This window comes from Cellvibrio sp. UBA7661 (assembly GCA_002483365.1).
Taxonomy (GTDB): Bacteria; Pseudomonadota; Gammaproteobacteria; order Pseudomonadales; family Cellvibrionaceae; genus Cellvibrio.
The window spans coordinates 377,797-397,132 of record DLHT01000018.1; the positions used below are offsets into that span (position 1 = coordinate 377,797).

At 48.2% G+C, this 19,336-nt stretch carries 17 protein-coding genes; 5 read left to right on the top strand and 12 right to left on the bottom strand.

Annotated features, from left to right (window positions below; translation table 11 throughout):
• Positions 1–3: 3 nt before the first annotated feature.
• The 5 genes from fliI to fliE all read right to left on the bottom strand — a co-directional run bounded on the left by fliI (position 4) and on the right by fliE (position 5,519).
• Positions 4–1,389: a flagellar protein export ATPase FliI gene (gene fliI / locus B2739_RS16865; protein ID WP_331347002.1), complete on the bottom strand. Its 1,386-nt coding sequence runs from the start codon at positions 1,387–1,389 to the stop codon at positions 4–6.
• 2 nt (positions 1,390–1,391) lie between these two features.
• The gene (locus B2739_RS16870) at positions 1,392–2,270 is read right to left on the bottom strand and encodes a flagellar assembly protein FliH (RefSeq protein WP_331347003.1); all 879 of its coding nucleotides are present in this window, start codon (positions 2,268–2,270) and stop codon (positions 1,392–1,394) included.
• A 47-nt stretch (positions 2,271–2,317) separates the two neighbouring features.
• Positions 2,318–3,352 (bottom strand): flagellar motor switch protein FliG, encoded by a 1,035-nt coding sequence (gene fliG, locus B2739_RS16875; protein WP_331347004.1) that lies wholly within the window; start codon positions 3,350–3,352, stop codon positions 2,318–2,320.
• Complete coding sequence (fliF, locus tag B2739_RS16880; protein ID WP_331347005.1) at positions 3,345–5,048, bottom strand: flagellar basal-body MS-ring/collar protein FliF; 1,704 nt, start codon at positions 5,046–5,048, stop codon at positions 3,345–3,347. Before fliF ends, fliG begins: the two co-directional genes overlap by 8 nt.
• Positions 5,049–5,141: 93 nt before the next feature.
• Positions 5,142–5,519 carry a flagellar hook-basal body complex protein FliE gene (gene fliE, locus B2739_RS16885; protein WP_331347006.1) on the bottom strand — a complete coding sequence of 126 codons (378 nt, stop codon included), beginning with the start codon at positions 5,517–5,519 and terminating at the stop codon, positions 5,142–5,144.
• Positions 5,520–5,757: 238 nt separating this feature from the next.
• Here fliE and B2739_RS16890 point away from each other — a divergent pair, with 238 nt between their 5' ends.
• A complete protein-coding gene (locus B2739_RS16890; protein ID WP_331347007.1) occupies positions 5,758–5,958 on the top strand; it encodes a hypothetical protein in 201 nt (66 codons plus the stop codon).
• Between the two features lie 85 nt (positions 5,959–6,043).
• Complete coding sequence (locus tag B2739_RS16895) at positions 6,044–6,646, top strand: hypothetical protein (RefSeq protein WP_331347008.1); 603 nt, start codon at positions 6,044–6,046, stop codon at positions 6,644–6,646.
• Positions 6,647–6,791: 145 nt separating this feature from the next.
• Here B2739_RS16895 and B2739_RS16900 read toward each other — a convergent pair whose 3' ends face one another.
• Both B2739_RS16900 and B2739_RS16905 read right to left on the bottom strand, forming a co-directional pair.
• Positions 6,792–8,351, bottom strand: coding sequence for a sigma-54 dependent transcriptional regulator (locus tag B2739_RS16900; protein ID WP_331347009.1), 1,560 nt, complete (start codon positions 8,349–8,351; stop codon positions 6,792–6,794).
• 46 nt (positions 8,352–8,397) lie between these two features.
• Positions 8,398–9,798, bottom strand: coding sequence for a sensor histidine kinase (locus tag B2739_RS16905; protein ID WP_331347010.1), 1,401 nt, complete (start codon positions 9,796–9,798; stop codon positions 8,398–8,400).
• A 472-nt stretch (positions 9,799–10,270) separates the two neighbouring features.
• On the opposite strand from B2739_RS16905, the gene B2739_RS16910 reads away from it, so the two are divergent.
• Complete coding sequence (locus tag B2739_RS16910; RefSeq protein WP_331347011.1) at positions 10,271–10,843, top strand: TMEM165/GDT1 family protein; 573 nt, start codon at positions 10,271–10,273, stop codon at positions 10,841–10,843.
• 29 nt (positions 10,844–10,872) lie between these two features.
• Here the strand turns inward: B2739_RS16910 and B2739_RS16915 are convergent, their stop codons facing one another.
• Genes B2739_RS16915 through B2739_RS16925 form a run of 3 tightly spaced genes read right to left on the bottom strand, consistent with a single transcriptional unit; the run spans position 10,873 to position 12,922 of the window.
• The gene (locus tag B2739_RS16915; RefSeq protein ID WP_331347012.1) at positions 10,873–11,580 is read right to left on the bottom strand and encodes a hypothetical protein; all 708 of its coding nucleotides are present in this window, start codon (positions 11,578–11,580) and stop codon (positions 10,873–10,875) included.
• Positions 11,581–11,622: 42 nt separating this feature from the next.
• Positions 11,623–12,042 carry an HIT family protein gene (locus tag B2739_RS16920; RefSeq protein WP_331347013.1) on the bottom strand — a complete coding sequence of 140 codons (420 nt, stop codon included), beginning with the start codon at positions 12,040–12,042 and terminating at the stop codon, positions 11,623–11,625.
• 22 nt (positions 12,043–12,064) lie between these two features.
• On the bottom strand, positions 12,065–12,922 hold the full coding sequence (locus tag B2739_RS16925) for a 4-alpha-glucanotransferase (protein WP_331347014.1): 858 nt from the start codon (positions 12,920–12,922) through the stop codon (positions 12,065–12,067).
• 567 nt (positions 12,923–13,489) lie between these two features.
• Here B2739_RS16925 and B2739_RS16930 point away from each other — a divergent pair.
• Positions 13,490–15,307 carry a DEAD/DEAH box helicase gene (locus B2739_RS16930; protein ID WP_331347015.1) on the top strand — a complete coding sequence of 606 codons (1,818 nt, stop codon included), beginning with the start codon at positions 13,490–13,492 and terminating at the stop codon, positions 15,305–15,307.
• 121 nt (positions 15,308–15,428) lie between these two features.
• Here B2739_RS16930 and B2739_RS16935 read toward each other — a convergent pair whose 3' ends face one another.
• Complete coding sequence (locus B2739_RS16935) at positions 15,429–16,208, bottom strand: hypothetical protein (protein ID WP_331347016.1); 780 nt, start codon at positions 16,206–16,208, stop codon at positions 15,429–15,431.
• Positions 16,209–16,512: 304 nt separating this feature from the next.
• On the opposite strand from B2739_RS16935, the gene B2739_RS16940 reads away from it, so the two are divergent.
• Positions 16,513–18,945, top strand: coding sequence for a TonB-dependent receptor (locus tag B2739_RS16940; protein WP_331347017.1), 2,433 nt, complete (start codon positions 16,513–16,515; stop codon positions 18,943–18,945).
• 103 nt (positions 18,946–19,048) lie between these two features.
• Here the strand turns inward: B2739_RS16940 and B2739_RS16945 are convergent, their stop codons facing one another.
• Complete coding sequence (locus B2739_RS16945) at positions 19,049–19,330, bottom strand: hypothetical protein (protein WP_331347018.1); 282 nt, start codon at positions 19,328–19,330, stop codon at positions 19,049–19,051.
• Positions 19,331–19,336 lie beyond the last annotated feature (6 nt).

A 19,336-nucleotide genomic window follows, 5' to 3' on the forward strand; every position in this document is an offset into this window, starting at 1 on the left:
CTGTCATTTTTGCCGATGCTGCGCCGCTAATGGGCTATTGGCCTTGGTATTGGCCGGTGGTTTGAGCACTGCTTTAAGATTGGCAACCGATTCAGGAAAGCGGACACCCTGCTTGATTCCCTGCTGGATAAACGCGCGCAATTGCGGAAAACGCTCAATCGCCAGATCCGTATCCGGATCAGCCCCCGGTGTATATGCACCAATCGCGATCAGATCACGGTTCTGTTGATAGCGCGCCAGCAACTGCTTGAAACGCTGCATCAACTTCAAATGTTCATCGTCTACGATGTTTTGCATCGCACGGCTGATAGACGCTTCCACATCGATAGCAGGATAAACCCCCTCTTCTGCCAAACGGCGCGATAGCACCACATGGCCATCCAAAATAGCCCGCGCCGAGTCGGCGATGGGATCTTGCAAATCATCGCCTTCCGTCAATACGGTATAAAATGCCGTAATCGAACCTTCACCTTCCGCAGCATTACCGGCGCGCTCCACCAGCTGCGGGATTTTTGCAAACACCGACGGCGGATAACCTTTGGTTGCAGGCGGCTCACCAATTGCCAGAGCAATTTCACGTTGCGCCTGGGCATAGCGAGTGAGGGAATCCATTAACAACAAAACGTTCAAACCCTGATCGCGGTAATACTCGGCAATCCGGCTCGACAACTGCGACGCGCGCAAACGCATTAAGGGCGCGTCATCGGCAGGCGATGCCACTACCACTGCACGGCGCAAGCCTTCTTCACCTAAAATATGGTCGATAAATTCTTTTACTTCACGGCCGCGTTCACCAATCAACCCCACAACGACGACATCGGCGGTCGTGAAACGGGTCATCATCCCCATCAACACACTTTTACCCACGCCGGAACCCGCCATCAAACCAAGGCGCTGCCCTCGCCCGACGGTAATCAACGCGTTGATCGCGCGAACCCCCACATCCAGCGGTTCGCTGATGGGGTGACGCTGCAACGGGTTAATTTCACGCGGGTTAAAATCGAGAAACTCATCGCCGATGAGTGGACCTTTGCCATCAAGAGGTTGGCCAATTCCATTCACCACGCGCCCCAGCAAATGCGGGCCAACACGCATTCCCATCTGGGTGGCGACAGGCACAACGCGCGCGCCGGGTTGCAAACCTTCAACGCGTTTGACCGGCATTAAAAACACTTTATCGCCCGCAAAGCCTACGACCTCTGCCTCAATACGGCGGTTGTCGCTGTTGATAATTTCGCATTGGCGACCGACGGATACATTCAAGCCCACCGCTTCCAATGTCAGGCCAACCGAACGGGTAATGCGCCCCTCGGCTTGCGGTTCAACGACTGCCAACTTGCGCGGTGCATAGCTTCGGATACGGGCATTGATCGACTGGCGCTCAGTCATAATCAAAGCCCATCCTGTTCGCCGGACGACAGCTCACGTTTGTTCCCTTTGTCGTCATCCGTTTCGTCCGGATAAGCATCGCCGGGGTAAGCATCTTCTTCATCGCCATCCGCACTCGCTAATTGCTTGGTAAGAAATTGTTCCAATACCGTTTGCAAGCGCGTTGATACCGAAAAATCGACGCGGCTTTCTGGCGTTTCTATACGGCAACCACCTGGTTGGAGTTCAGTATCACCAAAAAAACTCCAATTCAATTGCTGCTCAGCTGCATAGTTTTCCACAGCAGCCAGATCATCCGGATTCAAACAGACACGGATATTTTTACTGCCGATTGGCAGCGCATCGATCGCACTTTTTACCAAACCTAAAATATGTGATGAATCGGTGAGTAATTCGCGCTGTACAACACTTTGGGTGAGCGTGCAGATCACATCCAATAATAAATGCTCGGTATCGTCATCTTGTTCAGCCAGTGGCTGCAGTAAGGCTTGCGCTAATTTTTGGAAGCGCTGCTGTTCTGCTACCAATTGCGCACGCATTTCCATCAAGCCCTGCTGACGGCCTGCCTCATAACCTTCTGTATTGCCTTTGTTAAAACCTTCTTTATGCCCCTGTTCAAAACCGTCTTTTTCAGCTGCATCAAAAATTGCCTGCATTTCTTCAGCCGTCATACCCAATTGGGCAGGCTGTTCCGGTTCGGGAATTTCAACAACTTCGATGGTTTCTTTTTCGCGACGCAATAAACGCTCACGCCGTTCACGCGCTTCTTTTTCAGTAGACGACAAAATTTTGCCGTGCTCAGTGATAGGAGGAAGCACCCAAGTGGTTACACTTTCGGCGGCTTCCGCAGGAATACGGTTTTGCAAATGATTATCGGACATGGGTGATTTATCCCGTTAACGCAGTGCTATAGCGTAGACCAAATGGTTTACACCATTTGGTCGCCGCCACCACCCAACATAATTTCGCCAGCATCGGCCATACGGCGCGCCGTAATAAGGATTTCTTTTTGCGCCGCTTCCACATCGGCCAAGCGCATTGGCGGTTTGGTTTCCAAATCGTCACGCAGCAATTCCGCCGCACGTTTGGACATATTTTTGAAGATTTTTTCTTTGAGTTCGTCGTCGGCACCTTTGAGTGCAACCACCAGTACATCGGACGATACTTCGCGCAACAGCGCCTGAATTCCACGGTCGTCCACATCTTTGAGGTTTTCGAACACGAACATAAGATCCTGAATCTGGTTGCCCATGTCCTCGTCGATTTCTTTGATGCCTTCCATCAATTCCGCTTCGATCGAACCATCCAAATTGTTCATGATTTCCGCCGCCACTTTGTAACCGCCCATGGCTTTGGTTTGCGATGCAGCATTGCCCGAGAATTGTTTTTCCAGAATGTCATTCAATTCTTGCAGTGCGCTGGGTTGAACGGTATCGAGCGATGCAACACGCATCATAATGTCGAGGCGAACCTTCTCGGGGAAATACGTCAGGATTTCGGCGGATTGGTCAGAATCCAGATACGCAATCACAATCGCCTGAATCTGCGGGTGTTCGTTGCGGATGATATCGGCAACGGAGCGCGCCTCCATCCACTTGAGCGTATCCAAACCGGTGGTGTTGCCGCCAATCAAAATACGGTCAATCAAGCTGTTGGCTTTGTCTTCGCCTAATGCTGTTACCAACATTTTGCGGATGTAATTGTCTGCACCGACGCCCAAGCCGGTCAACGTGCGCACTTCATCCAAAAAATTGGCCAGTACGGCCTGCACTTCTGACTGTTGCACGTTTTGTAATTGGGTCATGGCAGCACCAATGCGCTGCACTTCTTTTGGCCCCATGTGCTTGAGGATTTCCGCTGCATCCGCTTCACCCAGCGACATCAATAAAATCGCTGCCTGATCCACGTAACGCATTTTCAGTGCGGGCGGCTTGGCGGCCGTTTTATCATTTGCATCAGTCATCGCGGTTTATCCACTTCTTAACAACCTGGGCAACACGGCCCGGATCATCGGCAATCAAGCCTTTAATAGCGTTAATTTGTTCTTCATAACCTTGTTCTGGCCCCGGCAACATAAGTGCGTGGCCACCGGTGAGTGTCACGGTTTCATCGGACATATTTTCCAAACCGTTCATACCACCTGCCGCTTCCAGCGCAGCCAATTGGCGAGCCTCTTCTTCTTCCGCCAACTTGCCACCCTGCTTGGAGAGGCTTTTGAACATTGGGCGCAACAAGCCAAATATAATCAACAAAATAACCAAAACACTGGCGATGTATTTGATGTTGGGCATTACCCACACCTCCCACCAGGGGAGTTCAACACCCACATTCGGATCAACTACGCGATTGGCAAAAGGTGAGTTCAATACATTCACACTATCGCCACGCACGGCGCTGAAACCCACTGCATCCCTCACCAGTATAGACAAACGTTCCAATTCGTTTTCAGTCCAGGGCACCAGAGTCTCAGTACCATCGGCATTTTTGACTACTTTGTCATCAACCACGACCGCAACGGTCAAACGTTTGAGTGTGCCTTGTTGATGTTTGGTGTAACTCACCGTGCGATCCAACTCATAATTGCGCGTTGCTTGTTCGCGATTATTGGTTGGCGCTGCCGCTGCTACCGGCTGCCCTGTCGCTGGATCAATTTGTTCCGGCGCCTCTGCAGTACCTGGCGGTTGGTTAGTCAGCGCGCCGGGAATACCAGCGGCAACATCACCTGCACGGCGCGTTTCATTCAGTGTTTGTTCGGAGCGGATAGCGGGCAAATCCGGGTTAAAGGTTTCTGCTGCTTGCTCAATTGCGGTGAAATCAATATCTGCACTCACCTCTGCACGGAATTTACCACCGCCTACAACCGGTTCCAAAATACCGTTAATGCGCTTAATTACGCTGCTTTCAACTTCTTTGGAATATTGGTGCTGTTTTGCAGCCAATAATAAATCGACATTATCGTCACCAACGGATATTAAATTGCCATGCTGGTCAACCACGGTGACATCCGCCGTCTTCATGCCCGGTACAGATGAAGCAACCAAATTCATAATCGCTTTTACTTGCGCTGGTTCAACACTCCGGCCAGCAAACACTTCAACAAAAACAGATGCGGTGGGATTGGTTGCATCGCGTACAAATACGGTTTTTTTCGGAATGGCCAAATGCACGCGTGCGCTGCGAATGCTGGTAATACTGGTAATGGTGCGCGCAAGTTCACCCTCAATACTGCGTTGGTAGCGCGTGCCCTCTACAAATTGGCTGGTACCCAAAGGCTGCTCTTTATCCATCAGCTCAAAGCCCTGGGTTGGGCTGGATGGCAGACCAAATTCCGCCAATTTCAATCGCGCCATATGAACATCTTCGCTGGCGACTAAAATTGCTCCGCTGTTTTGGTCTACTTTAAAGTTGATTTGATTTTGCTCGAGAACATCTACCACATTGGCAGCGTCAAGATTATCCATACGGCCATACAAGGGGCGGTAATCTTCCCCTTGCATCCACATCACAATCGCAAAACCAATGGCCACACTGGCAGCCAAGGTGAGCATCAAACCAATTTGGCGTAACAGGTTGAGGCTGCTTAAACCCTCTAAAAAATCGCCACCCAACTTTGGTTTGGCTGGTGCATTTTCTGATTCAGTTGCGGCAGAGGTAGCCATAATTACAACACCTTGAACTTTATTTTGATAAACAACGCTGGGGTAACCAATGTGTCAGCGATAAGCCCTAAAAACCCATCAAGTACCACACGGTTAAATCGGCATATTCATTACATCGCGATACGCATCAATTAATTTATTGCGCACCTGCACCATCGCCTGAAACGAAACTGAGGCTTTTTGCGAGGCGATCATCACATCGGTGATATCCACACCGGCAACACCGCGCTCGTAAGCATCGGCCATTGAGCTGGATGTCTTTTGCACTTCATTTACTTTGTTCACCGCCTGCGTCATTAAATCGCCGAAGCTTGGCGTTTTCACCGCACCTTCTACCGGCAAAGCGCCAAGATTACGCATCCCCGGAGCAGGCGTATCACCTACCCCCTGCGGGCGCTGAAATACTTGTGTTTGGGCTTTAAGGGCACGCATATCGCCCAACAAACGGCTGATATCGACACGGTCAGTCATGATCAAAATCCTCACTTGCTTACCTGTGGGCGACAATAATTTGGCATTGCACTCACAAAATTCGTTACTGGGAGAGATTTTGCACAAAGCAGGCCAATCTTTGCCGCTTGGCAAACACTTGCCTTAAAAGGTTCCAACCACGTTCAAGGTTTAATCAGTTTGTCGCCAATTATTCACCGTTTTGTCACGCCGCTTTTTTATGCTTACGGCATTTTCCACTACCGCACCGGGGATTTTTATGAGCACCGAAAACATGCTGGATGATCTGGAAATTATTGAAAGTGCAATGGCTAACTTTATTGCCGATGTCGTAGTTTCAAAAAGCAAGAAACAACAAATACGCCGCAACATGGAATGCCGCCGCAAATTGGAAGAAAAGCAGGAAGCCAAAAAACTCGCGCGCGACACATGCGAATATGAGTTTGATTATTTGCACTAAGCGCCAAGCTACACTCGCCCAGCAAATGGGCTAAATGCCGGAAAATGAGTAAACTTGCCAGCGAAATCAAACGGGTGAGTTATGCATGAAAATTATCGTACTGTTTCCCACTGCAACTGAAGCGCAGTTTTTCTCGCATCCCCTCGTGCAGGTTGAATTCTGTGGTGTAGGGCTAAGCGCTACCGCCTATCACACAACCAAAATCATTACCCAACATCGCCCCGATTGGTTAATACTCGCTGGCATTGCCGGTGTTTATCCGCAATCGTCATTCGCAGTGGGCGATGTAGCTTTGGTGACGCGCGAGCATGAAGCGGATTTAGGTTTTTTTACACCGCAAGGTTTCACTCATCTGGCTGATTTAACGCTGGATATGGATTTTCATATTGCCAAATACTGGGAGTGCCCTTATGTGCTGCCGGAAGATATTTTCCCCACAGCTACCAGCAATTCCATGAATGCCGCCATGGCTCCCTTTGTCAATACACTGAATGTTGATTTGGAAAATATGGAAGGTGCTGCATTTTTTCAGGTGTGCATTGCTGAACAACAGCGCTTTCTGGAACTGCGTGCGGTATCTAATCGGGTGGATATTCACGCTGATGATGAGTGGAACTTTACCGGCTCGATACAAGCGCTGACGCAAAAACTTCATGTCCTCGTTAATTATTTATTGCACACTCATTAAATACACGCATTAAGTGTGTTCACATCAATTACATGTTCAATTGATCTGAGTTAAACAGATGACGGATAATCGCTGGAAGCAAACCAGCGATTATTCACCGCGTCATTACATCACAATAATTACATCACAATACTCACAACACCTATCACTCTGTAATTTCGTAACCTTCTTCACGCAAACGCGCAATTTTATAACGCAATGTACGCGCACTAATCCCCAAGCGCTCAGCGGTATTTTTGCGGCTCCCACGTTCATTGCGCAGTGTATTCATAATAATTTCGTATTCGCGCTGTTTGAGATCATTACCCAACGCAGGATTATTCAGCGATGGATGTTGCACTGACTGGCCACTTAACAAAGCAATATTATCGCTAACGCCACCCGCGACAGAAAATTGGCTTGCGCGGAAACTGGCATTTGCAAAGGCCTGCGCCGCAAATGAAGGTTGCTCTTGCTGTGCATCTACACCCATAGGGCTAACAGCATTTGCCGCTTCTAATAGGTTCGGTTTTTGGCTGTAACTGACCGGGCTTTGCGAATAACCACTGCCTACACCTAACCCTAAATCTTCTGCCTGGATAGATCTTCCTGGCTGCAAAATTAACGCGCGCTGCATAATGTTGTCCAACTCACGCACATTGCCCGGCCATGGGTATGCGAGCAGCATTTGTTGTGCTGATGGAGACAAACTAACACCACGGCGATTTTGTTTGTGCGCATGTTTTTGCAACAGTTTTTCGGCGAGCGGAATAATATCTTCCAGACGGTCGCGTAACGGTGCCCATTGCAACGGCAATACACTTAAACGGTAATACAAGTCTTCACGGAATTTTCCTGCAACCACTTCATTGCGCATATCGCGGTTAGATGTCGCAATCACGCGCACATCCAACTTAATTGTTTTACGCCCGCCCAAACGCTCAACTTCACGCTCTTGTAATACGCGCAACAATTTTGCTTGCAGGCCAATATCCATTTCTGAAATTTCATCCAGCAATAAAGTACCGCCGTTGGCTTGCTCAAATTTACCCGGGCTGCTGGTGTGCGCGCCGGTATAGGCTCCTTTTTCATGGCCGAACAACATCGCTTCCAACATGTTTTCAGGAATAGCTGCGCAGTTAATGGCAATAAAGGGTTGGTTGCGGCGTCTTGAATGATCATGAATATAACGCGCTAGCACTTCTTTACCGGTACCAGACTCACCAACAACCAATACGGTTGAATCCGATTGTGCAACACGTTGTGCCAGTTTCAATAACTGCTGGCTTGATGGCGCTATTGCAACAGGTTCATCGCCAGAAATTTGCGCCACACCTAAATGCCGCGCAACCGTTTCTACCAACGTCTGTGGCGCAAAAGGTTTTACCAAATAATCAACAGCACCCTGCTTCATTGCATCTACCGATTCACTGATACTTGCATAGGCAGTAATTAACATCATTGGAATGTGTGGATAATCCTGCTTCACGTTGCGCAATAAATCGTGACCGCTCATTCCACCCATGTTCACATCAGAAACAATCATGCGTATATCACTGGATAGCGCCAATTGTTTTAGCGCTTCTTCGCCACTGTTTACTGCAATAACCGCATAGTCTGCCAATTGCAGCGTATCGGTTAATGCTTCACGCAGGTTGTTGTCATCTTCAACCACCAACACTTTGAGTGCATGTTCAAAGTCAGCCTGTTGCAATGCTACAGCCATGATTGTTCCCCTGAGGTTTTTACCTGAACTAAAAATATAAAAAAGATTAAGACGCAAAATTCGCAAACGGCATTAACACACTGGCACAAGTGCCTTTGCCGAGCGTTGATTGCAATAAAAATTTTCCGTGATGTGCGCGCGCGACCGCCTTCACCACACTTAAACCCAAACCTGTACCCTGCGCTTTAGTGGTGACAAATAAATCACCCACACTGGACAACAATTCCGCCGACATCCCTGGTCCTTTGTCGCATACGCGAATCCACAGACGCTGCTCCTCTGCCGCAATATCCGCTGTCGATTTGGCATCACCCAACGCTTGCGGAAAACGGTTAAATTCAATTCGTAATTGCGCCTTGCGCTCTACCGCCTGGATTGCGTTATTGACCAGATTTAATAGCGCGCCGATCAATGCCTCGCGGTTGCATTGGATAAACTCTTCACGGCAATGAATGACCCACTCGCAGGTGGACTCACTCGTCATCAGCGGTACTTCCATTGCTTCTGCCAGATCGGATTGCAATTGCGCCACACTGATCACATCGTTCAACGCCAATTCGCCTTTGACGTAAAACAGCATGTCTTGAATCTGGCGTTCAATATTGTTCAAACGCCCAAGAATTTTTTCGGAAAACTGCTGGCGACGTTCATCATCCAATTTGCCGCTGCATAAATGGCCGGCATACAACATGGCGGATGACAAAGGTGTGCGGATTTGGTGTGCGAGTGCCCCCATCATTTTGCCCAACGCAGATAACCGCTCGTGGCGGCTTAACTCGCTTTGCAAACGACGGGTTTCGGTTTGGTCGGTTAATAAAATGATTTGGCCATCCGCCCCCAGGTTACGGGTTTGGATACTGATGCGGCGGCCATCGTGTAATGACACTTCATGACCATCGTCCTGACGCGGCGCAAAACAACGCTTAATGACATCGCGCCACAATTCACCCTGTAAGGGTTCACCCAAGAGTTCAATCGCCGCAGGGTTGGACTCGGAAACCCGGCCAGACGAATCCAGCACTACAACACCACCGGGTAAAAAATTCAGCAGGCTTTCCAAGCGATGGGCGAGTTTTTCTTTTTCCGCCAACTCGACCAAACGGCGGTCGCTGAGTGTTGATAATTCTTCATTCAATTCTGCAACGCGGTTTTCCAGCAGATGATAGGAATCCGCCAGCTGTTCTGACATCTGGTTAAAGAGTTCAAATGCGCTTTTTAAATCTTGCCCTTTCTCGGCAATACCGTTTTTATCGGAGGAGGAACCAAAGGCAAGAGAAGGTGCAAGCACACTGCCCGCTTGTGCAGCCAATAAGCCGGAGCGCGGCTTGGACACAGTTAACGCGGATGATGTTTTGATAACCGGCTTGTGATTGGTCAATGCATCAGCTGCATCGCCCGATAATGCATTGCCAGATACCTCAAGTAGATGGGAAGCCGCTTGCGTCATAAAAACCCCGAAGTTGTGACTGAGCCCTTAAGCAACAAACCAAAGCGTCAATAAAACCACATCAATTTGCTGAAAAAGACCGATACACAGGGGTATTTGCAATCGCAGTGCCAAAAAATAATTTCTATATTATTCAATAACTTATTGATTAAAGGTGGTGCACAAGGTCAAACATTTGGCTCTTGGCTATTTTTGAGTTGTCGTCAGAATCACAGCTCCCTATAATGCGCGCACTCTCTCAGGGGAGTAATCTGCTCCAGTATTCAGGATGCCTGCATCCCGTATATTGAGGGCTTTTGTCAACAAACTTGCCGCGTTCCGGTCAGCAGCCAACGCATTTACGGCATGGCAAAAGCGTCCTCTGTCGTGCCTTATGTTGCACACATCGGATTGATGAGACCTGAGATACCACTACAGCCCCGGCGGGACTGTGGTCGTATCTCATGTTATTCATCCCGCCTTGGTAATTTTTATGGAAGCTTTCCTCAGTTCTACGTTCGCCGTCGCCATTGCAGAAATTGGTGATAAAACCCAATTGCTCGCACTTTTCCTTGCGGCGCGCTATGGCCGCCCCTACGTTATCAGCCTGGGTGTTTTGATTGCGACATTGGTCAACCACGCACTCTCTGCCTGGTTAGGTGCAGTACTTGCCGATGTGATTCCTGCTGAATGGATCAAATGGCTGGTCGGTGGAAGCTTCATTGCAATAGGTTTGTGGCTTCTGATCCCGGACAAAGAAGATGACAGCATGGGCGGCTTTGCCAACTACGGCCCATTTGTGGCCACCCTGGTGTTATTTTTTCTAGCAGAAATTGGCGATAAAACGCAAATCGCCACCGTCATTTTGGCCGCGAAATTCAGTGCAGATATGTGGATGACTCTGGCTGTTATTGCCGGTACGACATTTGGAATGCTGCTGGCAAACGTTCCAGTGATTTTCGCAGGCAAATGGCTAATGGATAAATTGCCGCTCGGGCTTGCGCACAAAGCCGCTTGTGTTTTGTTTATTGTTTTGGGTGTTGCCACATTGGTGGGAGTGAATTAAAACGCGGTTGGCTATCGCGATGATGGGTGTCAGTCTTTTAAATACCAATCATCGCGATAAGTTTTCACCATGTCGGGATACAAAACGGTCATAACCGTCGCAATAAGCCCATTGACGAAACCTTCAGGAAACGTCATCAGCACAAACAAAATAAAATTCTCTTGTACTGTTGCCAGCTGCAAATAACTGTCGCTGACTGAAAACAGCAACAGTGCTGCCAAACCCAACCAAATGCAACTCAGCATGGCGCCAAAAAATCCCACACCCCAAAAATAGGTAAACGGATTTTTAAATTTCCAGCGATCAACCAACCACAACACACACCACGCCCATCCGACCGGCACCACTACGCTTAAACAAAAATCAACGGGCAAGGTGCTTAAATCAAATTGCGCAATCGATACATCCCAATCCAAACTCAGTGCACGCAGCGGAATCTGATAGATTTCCAGTACCACCAAGGCTGCCGCTCCCATCAAGGTTGCAAAGCTCCATCCAAACACCATGGCAATGACCGTCATCAATAAAGGATGGATCGCCAAGGTATCTTGCACAGACACTTGCAATAACCACAACAGCGCAAGCGCAAGAACACTGCCGAAAAAAGCATGTTGACGTGTTTGGCTCGCCAAAAGATGTCGCCAAGGTGCATAGCGAATTGCCAACAATAAAATGGGGAGGGAAATACAAACCGATAGCCAAAAAAGCAGTGGATTTGGTGGCAGCAATAAATTCATCGTGGTAACCAGGCGCCCGTGAATGCGGGCGCAAATCATCTATTAATGATGAGCCTCAGAAAACCCTTGCCCAACCAGAACACTGCGAATTTTTTCTGCTGTTTGCTTGAGCACTTCACCATCAGCCTGCTTGGCAAAGGCAAAACTCAAATCATCCATTGAATCCATGGGTACCAAGTGAATGTGAGTATGTGGCACTTCAAGGCCGGCAATCATCAATCCCACGCGAGTTGCCGGATAAGCAATTTTTAACGCGTTGGCAATGTTGTGGCTTACTTGCATAAGATGTGCAGCAAGATCGAGCGGCAAATCGCTCCACTGATCAACTTCTTCACGCGGAATCACCAATACATGTCCTTGGCGGATAGGCTGAATCGTTAAAATCGCAACTGCCTTATCGTCCTTCCAGACAAAGTTCCCGGGGATTTTTCCTTCCATAATCATGGTAAATACACTGGCCATAGGTCACTCCTAAAAATAATGTTTAATACACAGCAATGCCGCGCCGCAATAATTCACGCGCAAGTATTTCATCAATTTGATGGATGTTTTCATCGCGGAATTCGACGTAAGCAACTTTGTGTTTTTTGTAGAGCAGGTTTTTTTCCAACTCACCACCAATCACTGCAGCACGGTTATTTTCCAACCCGAGCTCATCAGCCCAACATTCAATACAAAGTTCGGCGTCGGGCACATAAAAATCGGCAACTGCAGAATCAAGATCCCAGAGCATGGTGTAGTCGCGCGCATGAATTACACGGGTCAGGTACAACCAGTTATCGATCCGGCGCTGCACATTATTATTCACACGGTGGCCATCCAGAGTTGCATGGCCAGCCAAACCATCATCACCCGTAATTTGCAACAGCGATGCAATAAGCTCAGGCTCATCCAAAATGGTTTCCGGCCAAGTGACAAACGGAATGCCCGATTCTGCTTCCTGCTGCTTTCCGCCAAGCTGCTTGCCTTTGGCCGTTATCAACCAGCCGCGAATATGTTTTTTGATCAGGTTTTTTTCGGCCAACAATAAATTCACCAAGCGCGCGGGAATATCCCATTTGTGCGCAAGGTTGGTCGCACTTAAAGGCGCATCTGGTAATAATTTTAATAAAGGATGGTGCTGGATGGATTCCGGCCAGGCGATGTATTCACCGTATTTGGGATGGTTAACGTAAATACCTCCTTCAAATTTTCCCTTTTCGGTCAATTGCCAGTGATTATCCACTTTCACAATCCAACCTCCTGTGGTTAGCAGGATAAACAGCTCTTTGCTTTCTTTGCCGATCAGGCGCGCAAGTGCGGTAGTGGACAATGCCTTAGTAGAAATATGTCGTTCAGCCATGATGAAATCCTTCAATCGAACCGAGAGTTTAACCAGCATACGCAACAAGGCATAGACCCTTTCTTCAGGATTTACCTCATCAGTATTTGCGACACACATCAAAATTTATCTGGCCTTAAAAGCCACAAACGCCTATACTTCGCGCTCTTTCAGTAGCCCCCTCTCTTGATCGTGAATGTCTTGCCTTGGGGTGACTGATATGCAACTTGTTTACGCGAACTGGAGTTCGCTGGTTGCAACAGCATCTGCCCGGCAGATAACACGGGATTCCGTTGATTAAATCGCCCTTTACGACTGCATTCGTGCCCTGGCTTTTAAGCTAACTTCACACGCAGCCGAAACTTTGTATGCACGCCATACGCACAGCGATCCGATCATCGCCCCCACTTTATGTGTTTGCACATTCACTATTACCTGATCCAAGGTAATGCTTTTCGCAAACACCCATTAAAAAACGAATAAAAACTATCACATTTACTTCTTGGGTACCCATAACGCCAGGCATTGCCTTGCATTGTGTACGCGAAGTGTTGTGCCGGTTTTTTATGTTTATGTACAGGTTAATACATGTCTGACCCTATTATGTTTTCCGATTTAGCCCTTTCTGAACCCGTTATGCGCGCCATCCAAAAAGTTGGCTACGAGCAGCCTTCCCCCATTCAAGCAGCAGCAATTCCCGTGCTTCTTGCAGGTGGCGATATTCTCGGCATGGCACAGACTGGCACCGGTAAAACGGCGGCATTTGCATTGCCTTTGCTGTCACGCATTGACACCAAACAAGCAGATCCACAAATTTTGGTATTGGCACCCACGCGCGAACTCGCGATTCAAGTTGCCGAAGCTTTCCAAAAATACGCCAGTGAAATTCCTGGCTTCCATGTGTTGCCGATTTACGGCGGCCAGGAAATGACCCCCCAATTACGCTCTTTAAAACGCGGTGCCCACGTGGTTGTAGGGACACCAGGCCGGGTGATGGATCACTTACGTCGCGGTAGTTTGAACCTCAACAATTTGAAGGCATTGGTACTCGACGAAGCCGACGAAATGCTGCGTATGGGCTTTATTGATGACGTTGAATGGATTTTGGAACACACCCCAAAAACCCGCCAGACCGCATTGTTCTCTGCCACCATGCCCAAAGAAATTCGTCATGTGTGCAACAACTATTTGAACAACGCCACTGAAATTAAAATTGCCAGTAGCCAATCAACCGATGCCAATATTGAGCAGGTTTATTGGATGGTAAGCGGCACCAACAAACTCGATGCGCTCACCCGCATTCTAGAGGTTGAACCTTTCGACGGTATGATTATTTTCGTGCGCACTAAAACTGCCACCGTTGAACTCGCCGAAAAATTGGAAGCACGCGGTTATTCGGCGTCTGCACTCAATGGCGATATGAATCAACAATTGCGTGAGCGCACTATCGAGCGTTTGAAAACCAACAAACTTGATATCGTGATTGCAACTGATGTTGCTGCGCGCGGTATCGACGTTGAGCGTGTAAGCCACGTTGTGAACTACGATATCCCTTACGATAGCGAAGCTTACGTTCACCGTATTGGCCGTACCGGTCGTGCTGGCCGCAGCGGTAAAGCAATTTTGTTTGTTGCACCACGTGAAAAACGTTTGCTTTACACCATCGAAAAGGCCACTAAAAAGCCTATTACGTTGATGGAATTGCCGAGCGGTGCAACTGTTACCAAACATCGTATCGATCAATTCACTCAACAAATTACCGATACCTTGCAAGCGCAAGCGGATTTAAGTTTCTTCAACGATCTGCTGGCCGAATACAGCCACAAAAATGATGTCTCACCAGAGCAAATTGCGTCTGCCCTCGCCTTCTTGTTACAGCGCGAGCGTCCATTACAAGTTAAATTCACCGATGTGAAACCCGAGCGCAGCGAACGCCGTGATCGTGATGACCGCGGCGGACGCGATGATCGCAACGGCCGTGATCGCGGTCCACGTGAAGACCGCCCACGCCGTGACCGTGGCGATGAAAATATGGATCGCTACCGCATTGAAGTGGGCCGCAACCACGAAGCTCGCCCGGGCGACATTGTGGGTGCAATCGCTAACGAAGCGGGAATTGAAAGCCGTTACATTGGCCACATCAAATTGCACGATGAATTTTCGACCGTTGACTTACCAACCGGCATTTCAAAAGACATTATCGCCAAACTGAAAAAAGTGCGCGTACGTAACCGCCCATTGGAAATTTCTTTGGATACCGGTCCGCGTGGTAGCGATGATTTTCCGCGCGGAAAATCCAAACGTGATTTTGGCCCAAGAGAAGGTGGTGGCCGTGACAAGCCACGCTTTAACGATCGCGACAACGCCAGCAAAAAATCCGGCTACCGTCCAAAGAAGTTTGATTAACCAAAAAATGTAATTAATTGAACGCGTTGATTAAAACCGTTTCTTGTTAAGTTGTCAGGCTACAAACCTGACAACTTAAACTCCCTTGTCGCCATCGCATGCAAATGCCATGGCGATTTTTTTATTCTTCAAACCGCAATTTTCCATTCACCGCGTTGTTAACACGCTCCATTATTTGCTCGGATTCAGATTTTCCACCGCAGGATGTCATATACCAATTTTGCACTTCACGCACTTTGGGTACTGATGAACGCAAACACGTCCCTCCTCCCAAATCGACGATAGTTGCACCAGATGGATCGGTATAGGTTTTCGGCCCTGTATCTGCACGCTGCAATTCAGGCTTACGCTCTTCCTCTTGTAAACGCTGCCGTAATACAGGATGAAATACATTGGCAGCAATCCCGCTTGTTGGCGCAACTTTTTTAACACTTTTGTAGCTTTGAATAATATCGCGCAGCTCTTCTGTATTCAGTGGTTGAATAACCGGGGCGCTCACTTCTGGCGCATTGACTTCTGGCGCATTGACTTCTGCCGGTGGTGAGTCCACAGAAGAGGCTTGTTGAGCTTGAGCGGGTACAGCATCCGGAATAGGTTTAGCAGTCTCCATTACCACAGGTTTTGGCGTTGCGGCCGGCTCAACTAAAGGCTCTGGTTTGGGCAATGCTTGCAGCTGAATTGTTAGCGTTATTGACTCAGGTTTTTTAAGCGCTGTAACACCTTGCCTCCAATTCACTAACAACATCAATGCATGGATTGCGCAAGATGCAATAAGCGCCAGCACCAAATAGCGCAGCGATTTTTTTGTCGCTTGCGACACTTCTGGTGAAATCGCATCTGCGACCTGAGCAGATAAGTGAGAGAGATCAACGTCCCTTTCGTCAGGAATGGTAGCTAACATACTTGTAGTGCCAATAAGCGCGAAGCGCCTAAAAAAGAAATCCAGTGACAACGGCTGATCTCTAGACACACAAGCAGGTTAAAAGTTCGTGCACTGTCACCTATTCACTTCACTCTACGCAAAGCTGCAGGAGTTACCTCTGCTGTGGCACAAACAGATTGAACAAAACAATCCATTTCACACTGGCATTTGATAAAAAAGATCAACATTTCCTGTTAGCCAGTGAAATAAAACTGAAGTAGCTACGTATATGAATGATCATTTCTTCGTTCCCTTACACCGCGCAGGCACCTCAGGAGTTTCAATGATGTTTCACCAGCCCATCAATCCATTACATAGATTCACCCGTGCGCTCTTGCCGTTGATACTTGCAGGCTATGTATCCAACACCTACGCCGATACCGGAAAAATTCGCCTGACGGTGATTGACGCTACTACCCAGCGCCCTATTCCCAATGCCGCGATCACCATAGTACCGCGCACCGGTAAGGCGACAGAAACCAGAGCGAACGAACAGGGGATACTGCAGGTTGATACGCTGGATGCCGGACTTTATACCCTGCTCATCAATCACCCGAATTACCAACCTGTGCGCTTGCCACGTGTGAGAGTGCTGGATAACAAAACAACGCCGATAGAAACCAAACTGGCTGGCGTTAGCACTGGGGTGGAAGAGTTATTGGTCGTTCGAAAAACCATGGCAGGCAATCCACTCAACCCTGCAGGAACCAGTTTTATTGATCAGGAAGCGTTAAACAGCGCTGCTGGCAGTGGTAGCGATGTCTTGCGTTCGCTGGATGGTTTACCTGGTTTATTTGGCGATGGTGAATTCTCCAGCTTTACCGTGCGTGGCAATGGCCCGCGCGACAATTTGATTCTGGTAGATGGAATTCCCTTTGATAAAGTGGTGCACTTTAGCGATAGCTTTGGCGAGCTAGAAGAAATTGAAGGCGGTGGGCGCTATTCAGTATTTGCACCGAACACTATTGCCACTGCGGAATTTCAACCCGGCGGTTGGAATCCTGCCTACGGCGGCCGGGCTGGTTCTTTATTAAAATTAAATGTCGCCGAAGGTAATCCCGACACTCCATCCTATCGCGCACGCCTGGATATTGCCGGTATCGAAATTGGTTACGATGGCCCCAGCGGATTTCATGACCAAACCTCTATTTTGTTTTCCGCGCGAAATTACGACTTCGGCCGCTTGTTTGAAACTATCGGCCTGGATGACATAGGCACACCTAAACTCACCGATGTGATTTTTAAATCTACCAGTGAACTTGGCGATAACGACCAATTAAGTTTTCTGGCAATTTACGCTCCGGAAGAATATCAACGCGCGCTCGATAACGTACTCGCCTCGGATGAGGATGAGCCAGGTAATTATGAAGATGTGGAGCTGGTCGATAGTGAGGCCGACAACAGCCTTATTGCATTAACCTGGACTCGCCTGATCGGAAGCGACGGTGAACTCACCAACCAGATTTATATGCGCAATTATGATGAGCGCAGTACCACCGGTGAGGCCTACCCGGATTTGGTTGATGTCGATTTGGAAGGAATGGATCCCCCACTCGACACTATCCCGGTGCGCAATAATATTCTTCGTTCAGAAGCAGAAGAAAAAGAACTCGGGTTACAAACGGATATTGAAATAAACAATAGATTCGGGCGTCTATCGAGTGGCCTGCGCATCACCCAAGTTGATCTGGCATTCTCCCTGAATTTGGCAGATGAATGGATTCGCTACACTTACGATCAAAATGATTACCGTGTAAATCCTGAGCAAAAATATGTCGTGCTCACGCCAGAGGCAATTAACAACCGCTACACACAAACTGAAACCAATTACGCACTCTATGCCAATCAGGAATTCACGCTCGGTGACTGGAGCTTCCGCGCAGGTGCCCGCTATGACCGCGATAATTTTTCCAATAAAGATCTGGTGTCGCCGCGCGCGGGCGCGACTTGGTTGTTCAATAACAAACTGCGCATTACCACTACTGCCGGACGTTATTTTCAGTCTCCACGATTTAATGATCGCGCGAGCGATGCAAACAACAATCAACTGGAAAACGAGGTAATCGATCAATTCAGCATCGGATTTGCTTATCGCTGGGACAACAATATTGAATTGTTGGTAGAACCCTACTATCAGGATTTGCACAATCTGGTGGTAAAAGGAGACAGTGTTAATCAAACACTGGGCAATACAGGTGAAGGAAAATCTTATGGCGTTGATACAGGGATTACACGGCTGTTTGATAATGGCTGGTCAGCGAGCATCAATTATTCCTACAACGATGCGCGTGTACGCGATTACCCAAGCGCAACAGAATACGATGCCGATTTCAATCGCCCACATATTGTGAGCATCGGCGGTGTATGGGAAATCAACCAACGTTGGAAATTATCATCGCGTTGGAAATGGGCATCTGGAAAGCCCAACGACGCTTACATCATTCACAGTAATGTATTGGGTGATGGACAACCGCTACGCTATTCACGTGAGACTATCGCTACCAACACAGACAGGTACGACAGCTACAGTTCGCTGAATTTCCGCGCGGATTATTTACGCACGTTTGGCCAAACCAATGTAATTGCGTTTATCGATGTAATTAATGTGCTTGGCTCGGAAAACCCTGGCAATTCTGATTTTAACGAACGCACTGGAATCGAGGAGATTGAGGAGGGAGAAGCCTTTCCAATTATTGGGTTAATGTTTGAGTGGTGACATTACAGAATTAACTATCCAGCGGTTTAATCAGCGGCCAATCTAACAAGGGGCAGCAGTAAACCGCTGGATAGGATAAAAACTATGTTTCTAAAAAATCGGGTTACTCATCAAACATCTGGATCATATAGCCATCTTTTAAGGCTTCAGCCATCGCTTTATCAGCCGCCACTACCCGCGGATCGCTGGTTAAATTACTCGGCACCAACTTACGGTTTTCAATATCAATGTCAGTGAACCCGGCGCGCATCAAATACAGCTTACACAAATGTTCTGCGCCGAATAAATCTTTGAAATTGATATACACAATAAAAGGCACCATTTGGCCCTCTTTAATATCATCAAACGCTTTTTTAGCTCGGCCGTTAACGGAAAAAATATACATAGTCGG

Coding starts and splice junctions, on each gene's coding strand:
- fliI (WP_331347002.1), bottom strand. CDS start 1,389: ATGACTGAGCGCCAGTCGATCAATGCCCGTATCCGAAGCTATGCACCG.
- B2739_RS16870 (WP_331347003.1), bottom strand. CDS start 2,270: ATGTCCGATAATCATTTGCAAAACCGTATTCCTGCGGAAGCCGCCGAA.
- fliG (WP_331347004.1), bottom strand. CDS start 3,352: ATGACTGATGCAAATGATAAAACGGCCGCCAAGCCGCCCGCACTGAAA.
- fliF (WP_331347005.1), bottom strand. CDS start 5,048: ATGGCTACCTCTGCCGCAACTGAATCAGAAAATGCACCAGCCAAACCA.
- fliE (WP_331347006.1), bottom strand. CDS start 5,519: ATGACTGACCGTGTCGATATCAGCCGTTTGTTGGGCGATATGCGTGCC.
- B2739_RS16890 (WP_331347007.1), top strand. CDS start 5,758: ATGAGCACCGAAAACATGCTGGATGATCTGGAAATTATTGAAAGTGCA.
- B2739_RS16895 (WP_331347008.1), top strand. CDS start 6,044: ATGAAAATTATCGTACTGTTTCCCACTGCAACTGAAGCGCAGTTTTTC.
- B2739_RS16900 (WP_331347009.1), bottom strand. CDS start 8,351: ATGGCTGTAGCATTGCAACAGGCTGACTTTGAACATGCACTCAAAGTG.
- B2739_RS16905 (WP_331347010.1), bottom strand. CDS start 9,798: ATGACGCAAGCGGCTTCCCATCTACTTGAGGTATCTGGCAATGCATTA.
- B2739_RS16910 (WP_331347011.1), top strand. CDS start 10,271: ATGGAAGCTTTCCTCAGTTCTACGTTCGCCGTCGCCATTGCAGAAATT.
- B2739_RS16915 (WP_331347012.1), bottom strand. CDS start 11,580: ATGAATTTATTGCTGCCACCAAATCCACTGCTTTTTTGGCTATCGGTT.
- B2739_RS16920 (WP_331347013.1), bottom strand. CDS start 12,042: ATGGCCAGTGTATTTACCATGATTATGGAAGGAAAAATCCCCGGGAAC.
- B2739_RS16925 (WP_331347014.1), bottom strand. CDS start 12,922: ATGGCTGAACGACATATTTCTACTAAGGCATTGTCCACTACCGCACTT.
- B2739_RS16930 (WP_331347015.1), top strand. CDS start 13,490: ATGTCTGACCCTATTATGTTTTCCGATTTAGCCCTTTCTGAACCCGTT.
- B2739_RS16935 (WP_331347016.1), bottom strand. CDS start 16,208: ATGTTAGCTACCATTCCTGACGAAAGGGACGTTGATCTCTCTCACTTA.
- B2739_RS16940 (WP_331347017.1), top strand. CDS start 16,513: ATGATGTTTCACCAGCCCATCAATCCATTACATAGATTCACCCGTGCG.
- B2739_RS16945 (WP_331347018.1), bottom strand. CDS start 19,330: ATGTATATTTTTTCCGTTAACGGCCGAGCTAAAAAAGCGTTTGATGAT.